Origin of the sequence: Microbacterium sp. bgisy189, assembly GCF_965345345.1 — a bacterium.
Taxonomy (GTDB): Bacteria; Actinomycetota; Actinomycetes; order Actinomycetales; family Microbacteriaceae; genus Microbacterium.
Genome location: NZ_CBDRMZ010000002.1, coordinates 309,878 through 325,500, shown reverse-complemented (window position 1 = coordinate 325,500; position 15,623 = coordinate 309,878). Strand labels below are relative to the sequence as shown.

10 protein-coding genes are annotated in these 15,623 nt (G+C 69.2%); 8 read left to right on the top strand and 2 right to left on the bottom strand.

The features are described 5' to 3' along the window. Positions 1–2: 2 nt before the first annotated feature. On the bottom strand, positions 3–1,667 hold the full coding sequence (locus ACSF8R_RS04530) for an ABC transporter ATP-binding protein (protein ID WP_434810668.1): 1,665 nt from the start codon (positions 1,665–1,667) through the stop codon (positions 3–5). A gap of 94 nt (positions 1,668–1,761) precedes the next feature. On the opposite strand from ACSF8R_RS04530, the gene ACSF8R_RS04525 reads away from it, so the two are divergent. The 5 genes from ACSF8R_RS04525 to ACSF8R_RS04505 all read left to right on the top strand — a co-directional run bounded on the left by ACSF8R_RS04525 (position 1,762) and on the right by ACSF8R_RS04505 (position 12,565). Next, positions 1,762–2,517 (top strand): LamB/YcsF family protein, encoded by a 756-nt coding sequence (locus ACSF8R_RS04525; RefSeq protein ID WP_434810667.1) that lies wholly within the window; start codon positions 1,762–1,764, stop codon positions 2,515–2,517. Continuing rightward, entirely contained in the window at positions 2,511–4,136 is a 1,626-nt protein-coding gene (locus ACSF8R_RS04520) for a carboxyltransferase domain-containing protein (RefSeq protein WP_434810666.1), read from the top strand. Before ACSF8R_RS04525 ends, ACSF8R_RS04520 begins: the two co-directional genes overlap by 7 nt. A gap of 255 nt (positions 4,137–4,391) precedes the next feature. Further along, positions 4,392–7,892, top strand: a complete 3,501-nt coding sequence (gene rpoB, locus ACSF8R_RS04515) for a DNA-directed RNA polymerase subunit beta (protein ID WP_434810665.1) — start codon at positions 4,392–4,394, stop codon at positions 7,890–7,892. A 48-nt stretch (positions 7,893–7,940) separates the two neighbouring features. Continuing rightward, positions 7,941–11,816: a DNA-directed RNA polymerase subunit beta' gene (gene rpoC / locus ACSF8R_RS04510; RefSeq protein ID WP_434810664.1), complete on the top strand. Its 3,876-nt coding sequence runs from the start codon at positions 7,941–7,943 to the stop codon at positions 11,814–11,816. Between the two features lie 116 nt (positions 11,817–11,932). Next, complete coding sequence (locus ACSF8R_RS04505) at positions 11,933–12,565, top strand: hypothetical protein (RefSeq protein ID WP_434810663.1); 633 nt, start codon at positions 11,933–11,935, stop codon at positions 12,563–12,565. 3 nt (positions 12,566–12,568) lie between these two features. Here ACSF8R_RS04505 and ACSF8R_RS04500 read toward each other — a convergent pair whose 3' ends face one another. Beyond that, positions 12,569–13,171: a hypothetical protein gene (locus ACSF8R_RS04500; protein WP_434810662.1), complete on the bottom strand. Its 603-nt coding sequence runs from the start codon at positions 13,169–13,171 to the stop codon at positions 12,569–12,571. 135 nt (positions 13,172–13,306) lie between these two features. On the opposite strand from ACSF8R_RS04500, the gene ACSF8R_RS04495 reads away from it, so the two are divergent. Genes ACSF8R_RS04495 through ACSF8R_RS04485 form a run of 3 tightly spaced genes read left to right on the top strand, consistent with a single transcriptional unit; the run spans position 13,307 to position 15,569 of the window. Then, positions 13,307–14,377 (top strand): ABC transporter, encoded by a 1,071-nt coding sequence (locus ACSF8R_RS04495; RefSeq protein ID WP_434810661.1) that lies wholly within the window; start codon positions 13,307–13,309, stop codon positions 14,375–14,377. Further along, positions 14,377–14,856 carry a hypothetical protein gene (locus ACSF8R_RS04490; protein ID WP_434810660.1) on the top strand — a complete coding sequence of 160 codons (480 nt, stop codon included), beginning with the start codon at positions 14,377–14,379 and terminating at the stop codon, positions 14,854–14,856. The genes ACSF8R_RS04495 and ACSF8R_RS04490 overlap by 1 nt, the downstream gene beginning before the upstream one ends. 47 nt (positions 14,857–14,903) lie before the next feature. Further along, on the top strand, positions 14,904–15,569 hold the full coding sequence (locus ACSF8R_RS04485; protein ID WP_434810659.1) for a spermidine/putrescine ABC transporter substrate-binding protein: 666 nt from the start codon (positions 14,904–14,906) through the stop codon (positions 15,567–15,569). The last annotated feature ends 54 nt before the right edge of the window (positions 15,570–15,623 follow it).

Here is a 15,623-nt window from a genome sequence, read left to right as displayed (position 1 = left end):
GGTCAGACGGCGATGTCGAGTTCGTTGCCGGGGATGGATGCCAGCAGCTTGCGCGTGTACGGATCACGCGGGTTCGTGAAGATCTCCTCGCTGGATGCCGCCTCCACGAGCGCGCCGTCCTTCATGACGCACACGTAGTCCGAGATGAGTCGGACGACCGCGAGGTCGTGGGAGATGAACAGGTAGCTCAGGCCGTACTCGCTCTGCAGGTCGCGCAGCAGCGTCAGGATCTGGTCTTGCACGAGCACGTCGAGGGCCGAGACCGGCTCGTCGCACACGATCAGCTCGGGCTGCAGGGCGAGTGCGCGGGCGATCGCGACGCGCTGTCGCTGCCCGCCCGACAGCTCCGACGGGTACCGGCGCAACATCGAGTGGGGGAGCGCGACGTCGTCGAGCAGCTTCCGCACCCGCGCGGCACGGTCCTTCGAGCTGCCGCGCTTGTAGAAGTCGAGCGGCTCCGACACGATCCGCTCGATCGTGAACATCGGGTTCAGCGATGAGTACGGGTCCTGGAAGATCGGCTGCACCTTCTGGCGGAAGTCGCGCAGGTCACGTCCCTTGAGGGCCGCGACATCCTGGCCTTCGTACCGGATGGCGCCCTCGGTGGGCTCGATGACCTTCAGCAGCATGCGGGCCGTCGTCGTCTTGCCCGACCCGGATTCGCCCACGATCGCGACCGTCTCGCCGCGGGGGATCGCGAAGGAGACGTCCTTGACGGCGGCGAAGTCCTCCTTGCTGCCGCGCACCTTGTAGAGCTTGGTGAGCGATTCGACTTCCACGATGTTGTCGACGGGCTTCGCCTCTGCGGCCGTCTCCGCGGCGGGGCGGAAGGCTTCGGGCCGCAGCCGAGCGGCGGCGACAGACGGGGCGGCCTTCACGAGCGACTGGGTGTAGGGGTGCTGCGGGTCTTCGAGGATCTGGCGTGCCGGGCCCTGCTCGACGATCCGGCCGCGGTGCATGACGACGACGCGGGCGGCGCGGTCGGCGGCGAGCCCCAGGTCGTGTGTGATGAGCAGCACCGAGGTGCCGAGATCGTCGGTCATGCGGCCGAGCTGGTCGAGAATCGTCTTCTGCACCGTCACGTCGAGCGCGCTCGTCGGCTCGTCGGCGATCAGCAGGCGCGGGTTGCAGGCCAGTCCGATCGCGATGAGGGCGCGCTGGCGCATGCCTCCCGAGAACTCGTGCGGGTACTGCTTCGCGCGCTCTTCGGCGTTCGGCAGGCCCGCCGCGGCGAGGGTCTCGACGACCTTGCGGTCGACGTCCTTGCTCGTCGCGAGGCCGTGGGCCAGCAGCGTCTCGGCGACCTGCGTGCCGATCTTCGAGACCGGGTTGAGGTTCGACATGGGGTCCTGCGGCACGAGTCCGATCGAGCCGCCCCGGATGCGGCGCATCTGGCTCTCGGGGGCGCCGACGAGCTCACGGCCCTCGAGCTGGATGCTGCCGCGCACGACCTTGCCGTTTCCGGGCAGCAGTCCGATGACGGCCATCGCCGTGGTCGACTTGCCCGAGCCGGACTCGCCGACGATCGCGACCGTCTCGCCCGCGCCGATCTCGAGATCGACGCCCTCGACGGCGTGGACGGGGCCGTCGATCGTCTGGAAGTCGACCGCCATGTCGCGGACGGTCAGCAGCGGGGTCGACCCCGCGGGGCGTGTCTCGAGCGGCATCCCCCCATCCTGCCCCCACGCGCCCCGATGTGCACCCGCCTGCGCGCCCCAGTTACTCACTCGTAACGCACGGGGTCACGAGTACCGTTGACGCATGAGCGCCATCGACCTCAACGCCGACCTCGGCGAGACCGTCGACGGCGTGCCGACGGCCGACGACGAGGCCATGTTCGAAGTGATCTCGAGCGCGTCGGTCGCGTGCGGCGGGCACGCCGGTGACGTCGACGCGATGCGCGAGGCCGTCGCGCGCGCGGCTCGACACAGCGTCGCCGTCGGTGCGCACCCGTCCTTCGTCGACCGCGCCGGGTTCGGGCGCACGGCGCTCGCCGTGGCACCCGAAATGCTGCGCACCCAGGTGCGTGGGCAGCTCGACGCGCTCGTGTCGGCAGGCGCCGACGTGCGCTACGTCAAGCCGCACGGCGCGCTCTACCACGTCGTCACCGTCGACCAGGAGGCCGCGGATGCCGTCGCGACGGCTGTCGCCGAGTTCGCCGCGGTGCTCGGTCGCCCGCTGCCGATCCTGGGCCTCGACGGTGCGATCGCCCGCGCCGCGAACACCCGCGGGCTGCCGTTCGTGCGCGAGGCGTTCCTCGATCGCGCCTACCTGCCCTCGGGCGGACTGGTGCCCCGGTCCGAGCCGGGCGCGATGCTGCACGACATCGACCGGATCGCCGAACGGGCGGTGCGTCTCGCGACCGCGGGAACGGTCGTGGCCGTCGACGGGTCGATCATCGACACGGATGCCGTCTCGCTGTGCGTCCACGGCGACACGCCCGGCTCGGTGGCGATCGCCCGGGCCGTGCGCACCGCGCTCGATGCGGCGGGCGTCGCGGTGCGGGCCCCGTGGTGACGGGCGCCGACGTGCGGGTGCTGCCGTTCGGGACCCGGGCGCTGCTGGTCGAAACGGACGGGCTCGACGACGTCCTCGCGCTCGCCGCGCGACTTCGCGGCTCGGCGCTCGCCGGGGTCGTCGACCTGGTGCCGGCGGCGCGAACCGTGCTCGTCCACGTCGACACCGCGGTGCTCCCGATCGCCGCGGCACGCGCGTGGATCGAGAAGACCGTCGACGGCGCCCCGCTCGACACGTCGGCATCCACTCCTGCCGTCGAACTGCCGGTCGTCTACGACGGCGCCGACCTCGACGAGACCGCACGGCTGCTCGGCGCGACGCGCGAGGCCCTCGTGGCCGCGCACACCGCCGCCGCGTGGACGGTCGCTTTCACGGGCTTCGCGCCCGGGTTCGGATACCTCGTGAGCGAGGAGTGGCCCTTCGACGTGCCGCGCCTGACGTCGCCGCGGACCCGCGTGCCTGCCGGCTCGGTCGGCCTCGCCGGTGCGTTCTCCGGCGCCTACCCCCGCGCGACGCCCGGCGGATGGCGGCTGATCGGCCGCACCGATGCGCCGCTGTTCGATCCCTCAGCCGACCGCCCCGCGCTGCTCCGGCCCGGCGACCGCGTGCAGTTCCGCGCCGCCCGGGCCACGGCATCCACCGCATCCGGCGTGCACAACCGCGGGGATTCCGGCGAACACGCCGGGGTCGAGGCCGGTTCGGTCGGCGTGTCGGGCGCGATCCCCGCGGGTGTGCACGGGAGTGCGGATGCCGTGGCCGCCGCGTTCGTGGTGATCGAGCCGGGCTTGCGTGCGACGGTGCAGGATCAGGGGCGGGCCGGTCACGCGGCCGAGGGCGTGGCGCGGTCGGGCGCCGCCGACCGTGCAGCCCTTCGCACGGCGCTGCGACTGCTGGGCACTGCCGAAGGCGCAGCCGGCATCGAGATCACGATGGGCGGATTCCGTGCCAGGGCGCTGCGTGACCTGTGGGTCGCGGTCTGCGGCGCGTGGGGCCCCCTCACGATCGACAATCGCCCGGTGGACCCGTACGCGGCGCACGCGTGGCCGGCCGGCACCGAGTTGCATGCCGACTGGTTCACCCACGGTGCCCGCGGCTACCTGGCGATCAGGGGCGGGGTCGACGCGCCCCGCACGATCGGCTCCCGCTCGACCGACACGCTCGCCGGCCTCGGTCCAGAGCCGCTGCGCGCCGGCGAGGTCGTCCGCGTCGCCGACGCGACGCTCGCGCCCATTCCGCCCGACGATGTTCACCCGTGGAGCCCGGTGGCGCCGGACGTCGTCGAGATCGCGCTGGCACCCGGCCCCCGCGCCGACTGGTTCGCCGACACCGCCGCGGGGCTGTACGAGACGGCATGGACGGTCACGCCGGCCGCCGACCGCGTCGGCATCCGCCTCGACGGCCCGCCGCTCGTGCGGGTGCGCGAGGGCGAACTGCCCAGCGAGGGCATGCTGCCGGGGGCGGTGCAGGTGCCGCCGGACGGGATGCCGGTGCTCTTCGGCCCGGACGCGCCCGTCACCGGCGGCTACCCCGTCGTCGCCGTCGTCGCCGAACCCGACGCGCTCGGACAGCTGCGCCCGGGGGACCGGGTACGGTTCCGCCATGCGCGACCGCCCGGCTGACCCCGGAATCCCGGCGCCGCGGGCGCGGTTATACCGCAGGTCGAAGGTCGGGTCAAGGATGCCGCTGGACATGGCGCGCCGAAACTCCTATAGTGAGTAGTTGCGCTCCCTTTCCCCATGCCTTCATATGGTGGTCGGCATGTGTCCTGCGCGCCCCCGCTGAACAAGCGGCGCGCGTCGTGCAGGCGGATTCGGGAGCACTCCACCTGACGACAAGGAACACCGGCCCTGCCCGGGCCCACGGAGGTTATCCCCTTGGCTGCTGCGCGTAACGCAACCACTTCCACCACCACCCCCAAGAACGGCCGCGGCGCATCGCGTCTGTCGTTCGCGAAGATCTCCGACACGCTGACGGTCCCCGACCTGCTGGCGCTGCAGACGGAGTCCTTCGACTGGCTCGTCGGCAACGAGGCCTGGAAGGCGCGCGTCGCCGAGGCTGAGGCCGCCGGTCGCACCGACGTGCCGTCGGTGAGCGGACTCGAGGAGATCTTCGAGGAGATCTCGCCCATCGAGGACCTCGCCGAGACGATGCAGCTCTCGTTCACGAACCCCTACCTCGAGCCCGAGAAGTACTCGATCGAGGAGTGCAAGGAGCGCGGCAAGACCTACGCCGCCCCGCTGTACGTCGAAGCCGAGTTCATGAACCACCTCACGGGTGAGATCAAGACCCAGACGGTCTTCATGGGCGACTTCCCGCTGCAGACCAGCCGCGGAACGTTCATCATCAACGGCACCGAGCGAGTCGTCGTCTCGCAGCTCGTGCGTTCGCCCGGTGTCTACTTCGACAAGACCCCCGACAAGACGAGCGACAAGGACATCGTCTCGGCGCGCGTCATCCCGAGCCGTGGTGCATGGCTCGAGTTCGAGATCGACAAGCGCGACCAGGTCGGCGTGCGCATCGACCGCAAGCGCAAGCAGTCGGTCACCGTGTTCCTCAAGGCCCTCGGCCTCACGAGCGAAGACATCCTGAACGAGTTCGCCGGCTTCGAGTCGATCGAAGAGACCCTCAGCAAGGACACGATCCTCACCAAGGAGGACGCGCTCCGCGACATCTACCGCAAGCTCCGTCCGGGTGAGCAGGTCGCCGCAGAGGCCGCCCGCGCGCTGCTCGACAACTTCTACTTCAACCCGAAGCGCTACGACCTGGCCAAGGTGGGTCGCTACAAGATCAACCAGAAGCTGGGCCTCGAGGCCGCCCTCAGCGACTCGGTGCTGACCGTCGACGACATCGTCGCGACCATCAAGTACCTCGTCCGCCTGCACCGCGGCGACGTCACCTTCGAAGGTGTGCGCAGCGGCAAGCAGGTCGAGATCCGTCTCGACGTCGACGACATCGACAACTTCGGCAACCGTCGCATCCGCGCCGTCGGCGAGCTCATCCAGAACCAGGTCCGCACCGGTCTGTCGCGCATGGAGCGCGTCGTCCGCGAGCGCATGACCACGCAGGACATCGAGGCGATCACGCCGCAGACCCTGATCAACGTGCGCCCCGTCGTCGCCGCGATCAAGGAGTTCTTCGGAACCTCGCAGCTGTCGCAGTTCATGGACCAGAACAACCCGCTCGCGGGCCTGACCCACAAGCGTCGCCTCTCGGCGCTCGGCCCCGGTGGTCTGTCGCGTGAGCGCGCAGGTGTCGAGGTCCGTGACGTCCACCCGTCGCACTACGGCCGCATGTGCCCGATCGAGACGCCGGAAGGCCCGAACATCGGTCTGATCGGCTCGCTCGCATCCTTCGCACGCATCAACGCGTTCGGTTTCATCGAGACGCCGTACCGTCGCGTCACCGGCGGCAAGGTCAGCAACGACATCGACTACCTGACCGCCGCCGAGGAGAACGACTACATCGTCGCCCAGGCCGGTGTCGAGCTGAAGGCCGACGGATCGTTCGCCCAGGACCGCGTGCTCGCACGTCGCGGCAAGGGCGGCGAGGTCGACCTGTTCCCCGCCGATGAGATCGGCTACATGGACGTCTCGCCCCGTCAGATGGTCTCGGTCGGCACCTCGCTGATCCCGTTCCTCGAGCACGACGACGCCAACCGCGCCCTCATGGGTGCGAACATGCAGCGCCAGGCCGTGCCGCTCCTCGAGAGCGACTCGCCGCTGGTCGGCACCGGTATGGAGGGCTACGCGGCCATCGACGCCGGTGACGTCATCACCGCCGACAAGCCCGGTGTCGTCGCATCCGTCTCGGCCGACGTCGTCACGCTGCAGCTCGACGAGGGCGGCACGAAGGACTACTTCCTGCGCAAGTTCGACCGCTCCAACCAGGGCAACTCGTACAACCAGCGTGTCGTGGTCTCGGCCGGCGACCGTGTCGAGGTCGGCGAGGTCATCGCCGACGGCCCCGCCACCGAAGACGGCGAGCTCGCCATCGGCAAGAACCTGCTCGTCGCCTTCATGACGTGGGAGGGTCACAACTTCGAGGACGCCATCATCCTCAGCCAGGAGCTCGTGAAGAACGACACCCTCTCCTCGATCCACATCGAGGAGTACGAGGTCGACGCGCGCGACACCAAGCTCGGCAAGGAGGAGATCACCCGTGACCTCCCCAACGTCAGCCCCGAGCTGCTGAAGGACCTCGACGAGCGCGGCATCGTCCGCATCGGCGCCGAGGTCCGCCCCGGTGACATCCTCGTCGGCAAGGTCACGCCCAAGGGTGAGACCGAGCTGTCGGCCGAGGAGCGTCTGCTCCGCGCGATCTTCAACGAGAAGAGCCGCGAGGTCCGTGACACCTCCCTGAAGGTGCCCCACGGTGAGCAGGGCACGGTCATCGCCGTCAAGGAGTTCAACGCCGAAGAGGGCGACGACGAGCTCGGCTCGGGCGTCAACCGCCGCGTCGTGGTCTACATCGCCCAGAAGCGCAAGATCACCGAGGGCGACAAGCTTGCCGGCCGTCACGGCAACAAGGGCGTCATCGCGAAGATCCTGCCGGTCGAGGACATGCCGTTCCTCGCCGACGGAACCCCCGTCGACGTCGTGCTGAACCCGCTCGGCATCCCCGGCCGCATGAACTTCGGCCAGGTGCTCGAGACCCACCTCGGATGGATCGCGAAGCAGGGCTGGAAGGTCGAGGGCAACCCCGAGTGGGCCGCCGCGCTTCCCGAGTCCGCCCGTGAGGCAGCGCCCGGCACGAAGGTCGCCACCCCGGTGTTCGACGGTGCCCGTGAGGAGGAGATCGTCGGTCTGCTCGACTCGACGCTCCCCAACCGCGACGGCGAGCGCCTGATCGGCGGCAGCGGCAAGACGACGCTGTTCGACGGTCGCACCGGCGAGCCGTTCCCGGCTCCGATCTCGGTCGGCTACATGTACATCCTGAAGCTGCACCACCTCGTGGACGACAAGATCCACGCCCGCAGCACCGGCCCCTACTCGATGATCACCCAGCAGCCGCTCGGTGGAAAGGCGCAGTTCGGCGGCCAGCGCTTCGGTGAGATGGAGGTGTGGGCGCTCGAGGCCTACGGTGCCGCGTACGCGCTGCAGGAGCTCCTGACGATCAAGTCCGACGACATCGTGGGGCGCGTCAAGGTCTACGAGGCGATCGTCAAGGGCGAGAACATCTCCGAGCCCGGCATCCCTGAGTCCTTCAAGGTGCTCATGAAGGAGATGCAGTCGCTCTGCCTGAACGTCGAGGTCCTCGGCGCCGACGGCACGGCTGTGAACCTCCGTGACACCGACGACGAGGCCTTCCGCGCGGCGGAAGAGCTCGGCATCAACATCTCCACCCGGTTCGAGTCGTCGTCGATCGACGAGATCTGATCCGACCCGATTACCGACGACTGAATCTTTTTCGACACAGGAGAACTCGTGCTCGACGCAACAACTTTCGATGAGCTTCGCATCGGTCTCGCCACCGCCGACGACATCCGTCGCTGGTCCTTCGGTGAGGTCAAGAAGCCTGAAACCATCAACTACCGCACGCTGAAGCCGGAGAAGGACGGCCTCTTCGGCGAGCAGATCTTCGGCCCCTCCCGCGACTGGGAGTGCGCCTGTGGCAAGTACAAGCGTGTCCGCTTCAAGGGCATCGTCTGTGAGCGCTGCGGAGTCGAGGTCACCAAGAGCTCGGTCCGCCGTGAGCGCATGGGCCACATCGAGCTCGCCGCGCCCGTCACCCACATCTGGTACTTCAAGGGCGTGCCCTCGCGCCTCGGGTACCTGCTCGACATGGCGCCGAAGGACCTCGAGAAGGTCATCTACTTCGCCGCCTACATGGTGATCTCGGTTGACGAGGATGCTCGTCACCGTGACCTCCCGACGCACGAGAACAACCTGCGCCTGGAGATCAAGAACCTCGCCGACCGTCGCGACTCGCGTGTCGCCGACCGCCTCGCCAAGCTGGAGGAGGAGCTCGCCGCACTCGAGGCGGAGGGCGCCAAGGCCGACCAGAAGAAGAAGGTCAAGGACGCCGCCGAGAAGGAGATGGCGCAGGTCCGCAAGGGCGCCGACGAGCAGATCGCGAAGCTCGAGCGCATGTGGGAGGAGTTCCGCACGCTCGAGGTCGGTCAGCTCAAGCAGGAGGACGACGTCTTCCACGAGCTGCAGGACCGCTTCGGCCAGTACTTCGAGGCCCACATGGGCGCCGAGGGCATCAAGCGCCGCCTCGAGTCCTTCGACCTGGCCGCTGAGGCCGAGTCGCTGCACCTGCAGATCGCCGAGGGCAAGGGTCAGCGCAAGATCCGCGCGATCAAGCGCCTCAAGGTCGTGAACTCGTTCCTCGCGACGGGCATGAGCCCGGCCGCGATGGTGCTCGACGTCGTCCCGGTCATCCCGCCGGAGCTGCGTCCGATGGTCCAGCTCGACGGTGGCCGCTTCGCCACCAGCGACCTGAACGACCTGTACCGTCGCGTGATCAACCGCAACAACCGTCTTCGTCGTCTGATCGACCTCGGTGCCCCCGAGATCATCGTCAACAACGAGAAGCGCATGCTGCAGGAGGCCGTCGACGCGCTGTTCGACAACGGCCGCCGCGGCCGCCCCGTCACCGGTACCGGCAACCGTGCCCTGAAGTCCCTGAGCGACATGCTCAAGGGCAAGCAGGGTCGCTTCCGCCAGAACCTGCTCGGCAAGCGCGTGGACTACTCGGGCCGTTCGGTCATCATCGTGGGTCCCCAGCTCAAGCTCCACCAGTGTGGTCTGCCCAAGCAGATGGCCCTCGAGCTGTTCAAGCCGTTCGTCATCAAGCGCCTGATCGACCTCGGTCACAGCCAGAACATCAAGGCCGCCAAGCGTGCCGTCGAGCGCACCCGTCCCGAGGTCTGGGACGTGCTCGAGGAGATCATCCGCGAGCGCCCCGTGCTGCTCAACCGTGCACCCACGCTGCACCGCCTCGGCATCCAGGCCTTCGAGCCGCAGCTCGTCGAGGGCAAGGCCATTCAGCTGCACCCGCTCGTGTGTGCCGCCTTCAACGCGGACTTCGACGGTGACCAGATGGCCGTGCACCTGCCGCTGTCGGTCGAGGCGCAGGCCGAGGCCCGCATCCTCATGCTGGCGTCGAACAACATCCTGAAGCCGTCGGACGGCCGCCCGGTGACCCTGCCCTCGCAGGACATGATCATCGGTCTGCACCACCTGACCACGGTCAAGGAAGGCGCCCTCGGTGAGGGCCGCGTGTTCGGCTCGGTCGGCGAGGCGATCCTGGCCAAGGACGAGGGCACCCTCGACCTGCAGGCCAAGGTCCGCATCCGCGTGCCCGGCCTCACGTTCCTCGAGGGCGAAGCGCCCGAGGGCTACGAGCGCCACGGCCTGCTGGACGCATCGCTGGGTCAGGCGATCTTCAACGACACGCTCCCCAAGGGCTACCCGTTCGTGCGGGGCCAGGCCGACAAGGGCAAGCTGTCGCAGATCGTCAACAAGCTCGCCGAGGAGTACCCGAAGACCGAGGTCGCGGCATCCCTCGACCGGATCAAGGACGCCGGCTTCTACTGGGCCACCCGTTCGGGTGTGACCGTCGCCCTCAGCGACGTGCTGACGCCTCCCACCAAGAAGGAGATCGTCGCCGGCTACGAGAAGAAGGCGGCCAAGGTCCAGGGCCAGTTCGAGAAGGGTCTCACCACCGACGCCGAGCGTCGTCAGGAGCTCATCAAGATCTGGACCGAGGCGACCGACGAGATCCAGAAGGCCATGCGGGACAACTTCCCCGAGGACAACACCATCAACCGCATGGTGAGCTCGGGTGCCCGTGGTAACTGGCTGCAGATCCGAAACATCGCCGGTATGCGTGGTCTGGTGAACAACCCCAAGGGTGAGATCATCCCCCGTCCGATCATCTCGTCGTACCGCGAGGGTCTGTCGGTGGCCGAGTACTTCATCGCGACCCACGGTGCCCGTAAGGGTCTGGCCGACACGGCCCTCCGTACCGCCGACTCGGGCTACCTGACGCGTCGTCTGGTCGACGTGTCGCAGGACGTCATCATCCGTGAAGACGACTGTGGCACCTCGAAGGGCCTCGAGTTCGTCATCGCGGCGCCCGGCGCCGATGGTCAGCTCGTCCGCGACGCGAATGTCGAGAACTCGGTGTTCGCCCGCACGCTGGCCGCTGACGTGGTCGACCCGAAGGGCGACGTGCTCGCCGCTGCCGGTGAGGACGTCGGCGACGTGCTCATCGACAAGCTCGTCGAGGGCGGCGTCGAGACCATCAAGGTGCGCTCGGTGCTCACGTGTGACTCGGCCGTCGGCGTCTGCGCGAAGTGCTACGGCCGTTCGCTCGCGACCGGCAAGCTCGTCGACATCGGTGAGGCCGTCGGCATCATCGCGGCCCAGTCGATCGGTGAGCCCGGTACCCAGCTGACGATGCGTACCTTCCACACCGGTGGTACCGCTGGTGCAGACGACATCACGCAGGGTCTGCCCCGTGTGCAGGAGCTGTTCGAGGCGCGTACCCCCAAGGGTGCGTCCCCGATCGCCGAGGCCGACGGTGTCATCAAGATCGACGAGACCGACAAGGCCAAGAAGGTCATCCTGACGCCCGACAACGGCGACGAGCCCGTCGTCTACCCGGTGCTCAAGCGCGCCACGCTCCTCGTCGAGGACGGTCAGCGCGTCGTCGTCGGCCAGCCGCTGCAGGTCGGCACGCTCGACCCCAAGGAGGTCATGCGCGTGCAGGGTGCCCGCGAGGTGCAGAAGTACCTCGTCGGCGGCGTGCAGGGCGTGTACCGCTCGCAGGGTGTGCCGATCCACGACAAGCACATCGAGGTCATCGTGCGCCAGATGCTGCGCAAGGTCACCGTCGTCGACCACGGCGAGACCGAGCTGCTGCCGGGTGAGCTGGTGGACTTCAAGCGCTACCAGGAGCTCAACCGCAAGGCCGTCTCCGAGGGCAAGCGCCCCGCTTCGGGTCGTCCCGAGCTGATGGGTATCACCAAGGCGTCGCTCGCGACCGAGTCGTGGCTGTCGGCCGCGTCGTTCCAGGAGACCACCCGCGTCCTGACGCAGGCGGCCATGGAGGGCAAGAGCGACCCGCTGGTGGGCCTGAAGGAGAACGTGATCATCGGAAAGCTGATCCCGGCGGGCACCGGTCTGAACAAGTACCGGAACGTCACCGTGGAGGCGACCGAAGAGGCCAAGAGCGAGCGGTACCCCAACCGCATCTTCGCCTCGGACGGCGCGTACAGCGACGCCGACCTGAGCTACGTCGACTTCGACAGCTTCACGACCGACGACTTCACCCCGGGCACCTATAACTGACCCGAGGCAGTCTGATGAAGGCCCCCGGTATCCGACAGGATGCCGGGGGCCTTCTCCGTTGGCAGCGCGGCGGCGCGCGTTCGTCGCCGCGGGGTCTCTTCACGTAGCGTGGAGGCATGGCACGGACTGGGGGACGCAGCGCGGTGTTCGCGTGGATCGTGGGGTCGCTGTGCGCCGCCGTCGTCATCACGCTGGCGGTGTTGACGCTGCCGCTGCTGCCGATCGGCGCGACCTGGTTCGGCGGCGAAGCGACACCCGAAGCGTCCGACGCGCCCGCCCGCGAAGCGGTGCCGGGTGAGCCCCGTGAATGCCAGGATCTTTACGGTGACGCGCTGTGGGCGGCGCTGCGCTGGACGCCTTCTGCCGAACTGGAGGTGTCGCGGGACGCGCCGGCGACCGCTGCCACGGGCGTCGTCGACACGCTGACACCCGACGTCCGCTTCACGTGCGCGTGGACGTCGGAGCGTGGAGAGATCTCCACGACCTACGCCGACGTTCCGGCGGACGCCCCGTCGGTCATCCGCGCCGTGCTGCCCGAGGAGGGCTTCACGTGCGACAAGGTGGCCGACCGCATCCGCTGCACGCGGACGACGACCGAGGGCGAGGGTGACGAAGCGATCCAGACTGTCGAGACCATCGAGGCGGGCGACGGGCGATGGCTCTCGAGCGTGCAGCACGGCTGGCATCCACAGGCGTACGCAGGACGCACCGCCGATCGCGTGTGGGCGGTCAGCCTCGCTGCCGAGTGAGGCTCAGGGCCACAGCTTCGACACGATCGACGCCGTGAACCCCTGCGGCGCGAGTGCCGTGTACTGCGTGTCGATGATGACGCCGTCGCGGAAGAACAGCGTGCGCCCCTCGGTGACCTCGATGGCGTGATCGGTGTTGGTCCACTGCTTCTCGCATCGCACCCCACCGTCTGGTTCATAGCACTTGAAGCCTTCGTCGACCTGCAGCAGGTACAGGGCGTCGCTGGCCTCGCGCTCGGGGGCATACCCGATCACGACGACGAGTTTGGTGACGGTCGCGGCGGGATCGGCCCAGACGCACACGCGCGTGCTGTCTTCGCGGATGCCGCCGCCCATGCCCGGCGCGTTCAGCGGGATGCCCTCGAGTTCGGCGCGCATCTCGTCGGTGAGCAACCCGTCGCAGTCGGCGGGGAGCGCTGTGGTCGACGCGGTTGCGCCGGTGGGGAACGGCGCGATCTCGGGGCCCACCGGTGTGGCGGATGCCGATGGCGCGGCGGCGGCGGGGGTGTCGGTGGGTGCGGGTGCCGCTTCGGGCGCGCAACCGACGAACGCGATCGCCGCGAGGGGGAACGCCAACGCGGCGGGCAGAAACGGTCGCCGGATCATGCCCTCAACGATACGTCCCACCATCTCGTGTTCCCGTCACCTGCCGACACGTCGGCACGCCTCACGGGTGGCGGGCACTGCCGGCGGTAACCTCGCACTGCGGTGGCGTGCGCCCCGCGTGAGGAGCATCCCGCCATGAGCGACCCCAAGTACGGCGAGCCGGTCGACGAGACCCCCGACACGTCCGCTTCCCAGGGCGTCGACGACGTGGTCGGCAGCGCCAACGAAAGCCTGGCCGACGCCGAGGCCGCGTCGAACGACGCCGTGAGTTCCCCAGAGCCGGCCGCGTCCGACGTCGAGGCGCCCGCCGAGCAGGCTGAGGCCGCTCCGGCTGCGCAGCCCGCCGAATCGGCAGCCGACAAGGCCGCCGCTGCAGACGCATGGGATGCCGAATTCTCGTCGCACGGTGACGGTGCTGCACCCGCGGCGCCCGTGACCGACACGGCCGCGCCCGCCGAGCCCGCGACGGGTGCTGCTGTCGCCGGAGGCGCGGCTGCGGCGTACTCCGCTCGCGACACCGAAACGTCCCGCGAGCCCGAGGCCTACCGCGCGCCCGAGGCGTACCGCGAGCCGGTCACGACGTCCTACGCCGACACGTCCCGTGAGACGGCGGCCGAGCCTGTTGTGCCGGCGACCCCGCAGCCGATCTTCGTGCAGGCTCCCGAAGCACCGCGGGTGCGTGGCAACCGCGGTGCCGCCGGCGCCATCGGCCTGCTGGCCGCGGTCGTCTTCGCACTGCTCTACCTCGCAGCGGCCCTCGGCCTGCGCGCCGCCGTCGGTGAGGTCACGGGCGAGAACTTCGGCACCGAGGCGCTCGGTGCGCTCACGTCGTGGTGGTTCTGGGTGCCGGTCGCGGTGTTCTTCATCGGCTTCTGGCTGCTCGGCGCGATCATCAACCGCGGACGCTGGGGACACTGGGTCGTCTTCGGTCTGTTCGTCGGTGTCGCGGCGTACGGCGGTCACCTGCTCGGTCAGCTCTTCGAGGCGCAGTTCTGGACGCTCACCGCGAGCGCCGGTGCTGAACTCGTCGGCGAGCAGCTGCTCGCGCCGCTCGCGATCGTGGCGTTCGTCATCGGCCGCGAGATCACGATCTGGTTCGGCGCGTGGGTCTCGTCGCGCGGCAAGCGTGTGACCGAGCTCAACAACGAGGCGCAGCGCGAGTACGAGCGCACCCTCGAGGCGGGGCCGCAGCTGCACCGTCAGTGATGTCCGATCCCGGCGGAGGTGTCGCGCCACCGGTTGCGGCGGCGCTGTCGACCGCCGGGTTCGCAGCCCTTGCGATCGCGGGTCTCGGGGTGACGAGCGTCCTGCTCGACGTCGAGGTGATCGCGGTGCCGGGGCTCGGGAACGTGCCCGGCGCCGCCGCGATGGTCTGCTCGATCGGCGGCGTCGGTGCCGTGCTGGCCACGGTGCTGCGCCGACCGCGACCGTCGTACGCCGCAGCGGGCACGACGGCGGTGGTCGCGTTGCTCGCCTACCTCGTGGGTCTGGTGCTGGGCGCGATCGTCACCGGCGTCGATCCCGCGCGCGCGGGATCGGCGGCGGGCACGTTCGCGCTGTCATGGTTCGCCCTCGTACTGGTGGGTGCGGCGCTTGTCGCCGGGTGGGGCGCCGTCGCACTCGTGCGAACGGGCGCCGACCGGCCGCGCTGGCCGTGGGAGCACACCGACCCGGGCGACGAGTAGTCCGCAAATCCCTGCGCATCCGGGTGCGACAGGGGACAATGGATGCCGTGGAGCGCTCGGTCGAGACCCAGGTGAGCCAGGCTGTTGACGCCTGGCTCCGCTGGCTTCCGCGCTGGCAGCCGGCGACCCACAAGGGCCGGGTCGCTCCGTGTCGTCGCTGTTTCGGGTCGCCGGTGCTGTCGGCGGCGGGGCTCGGCGCCGACGTGCCCCATGGTGTGCAGCACGGATTGTCCACCCGCATCAAGACGATCGTCGATCATGCTGTCGCCGACTACACGGCCCGCAATCTGCCGATGCTGCAAGCCGAGCTGGACCAGCAGTCCGCACGCAACCACGCCCGCAGCTATCGCCCGACCGAAGGGCTCGAGCCCGAGTTCGAGGGCCTGCCGATGGACCCGGATCCGGTGCCGGGGGCACCCTTCCTGTTCACGATCTCGGGCATGGCCGACGCCGCCGACGCCGATGTGCCCGCGCTCCCGCCGCTCAGCGACGAGGCCAAGGCGGCACTGCGACAGGAAGTCGCGCTGGCCGACGACTACGCGAACATGGTGGGGCGCGAGGTCTGCGCCATCTTGCTGCATCATCGGCTGCGTATCCAGGCGGCGATCTCGCAGTACGTCGAACCCCAGATCAGCGCACTGCTCGACGAGCTGACGCGCTCGCTGGATGCGCCGTTCGACCCGAACGCAGACCCGGGCCTTCCAGAGCTCTGACGGCGTCGCGCTTGTTAGCATTGCCGGGTTATGCACCGGATGCCGATCGGGCGA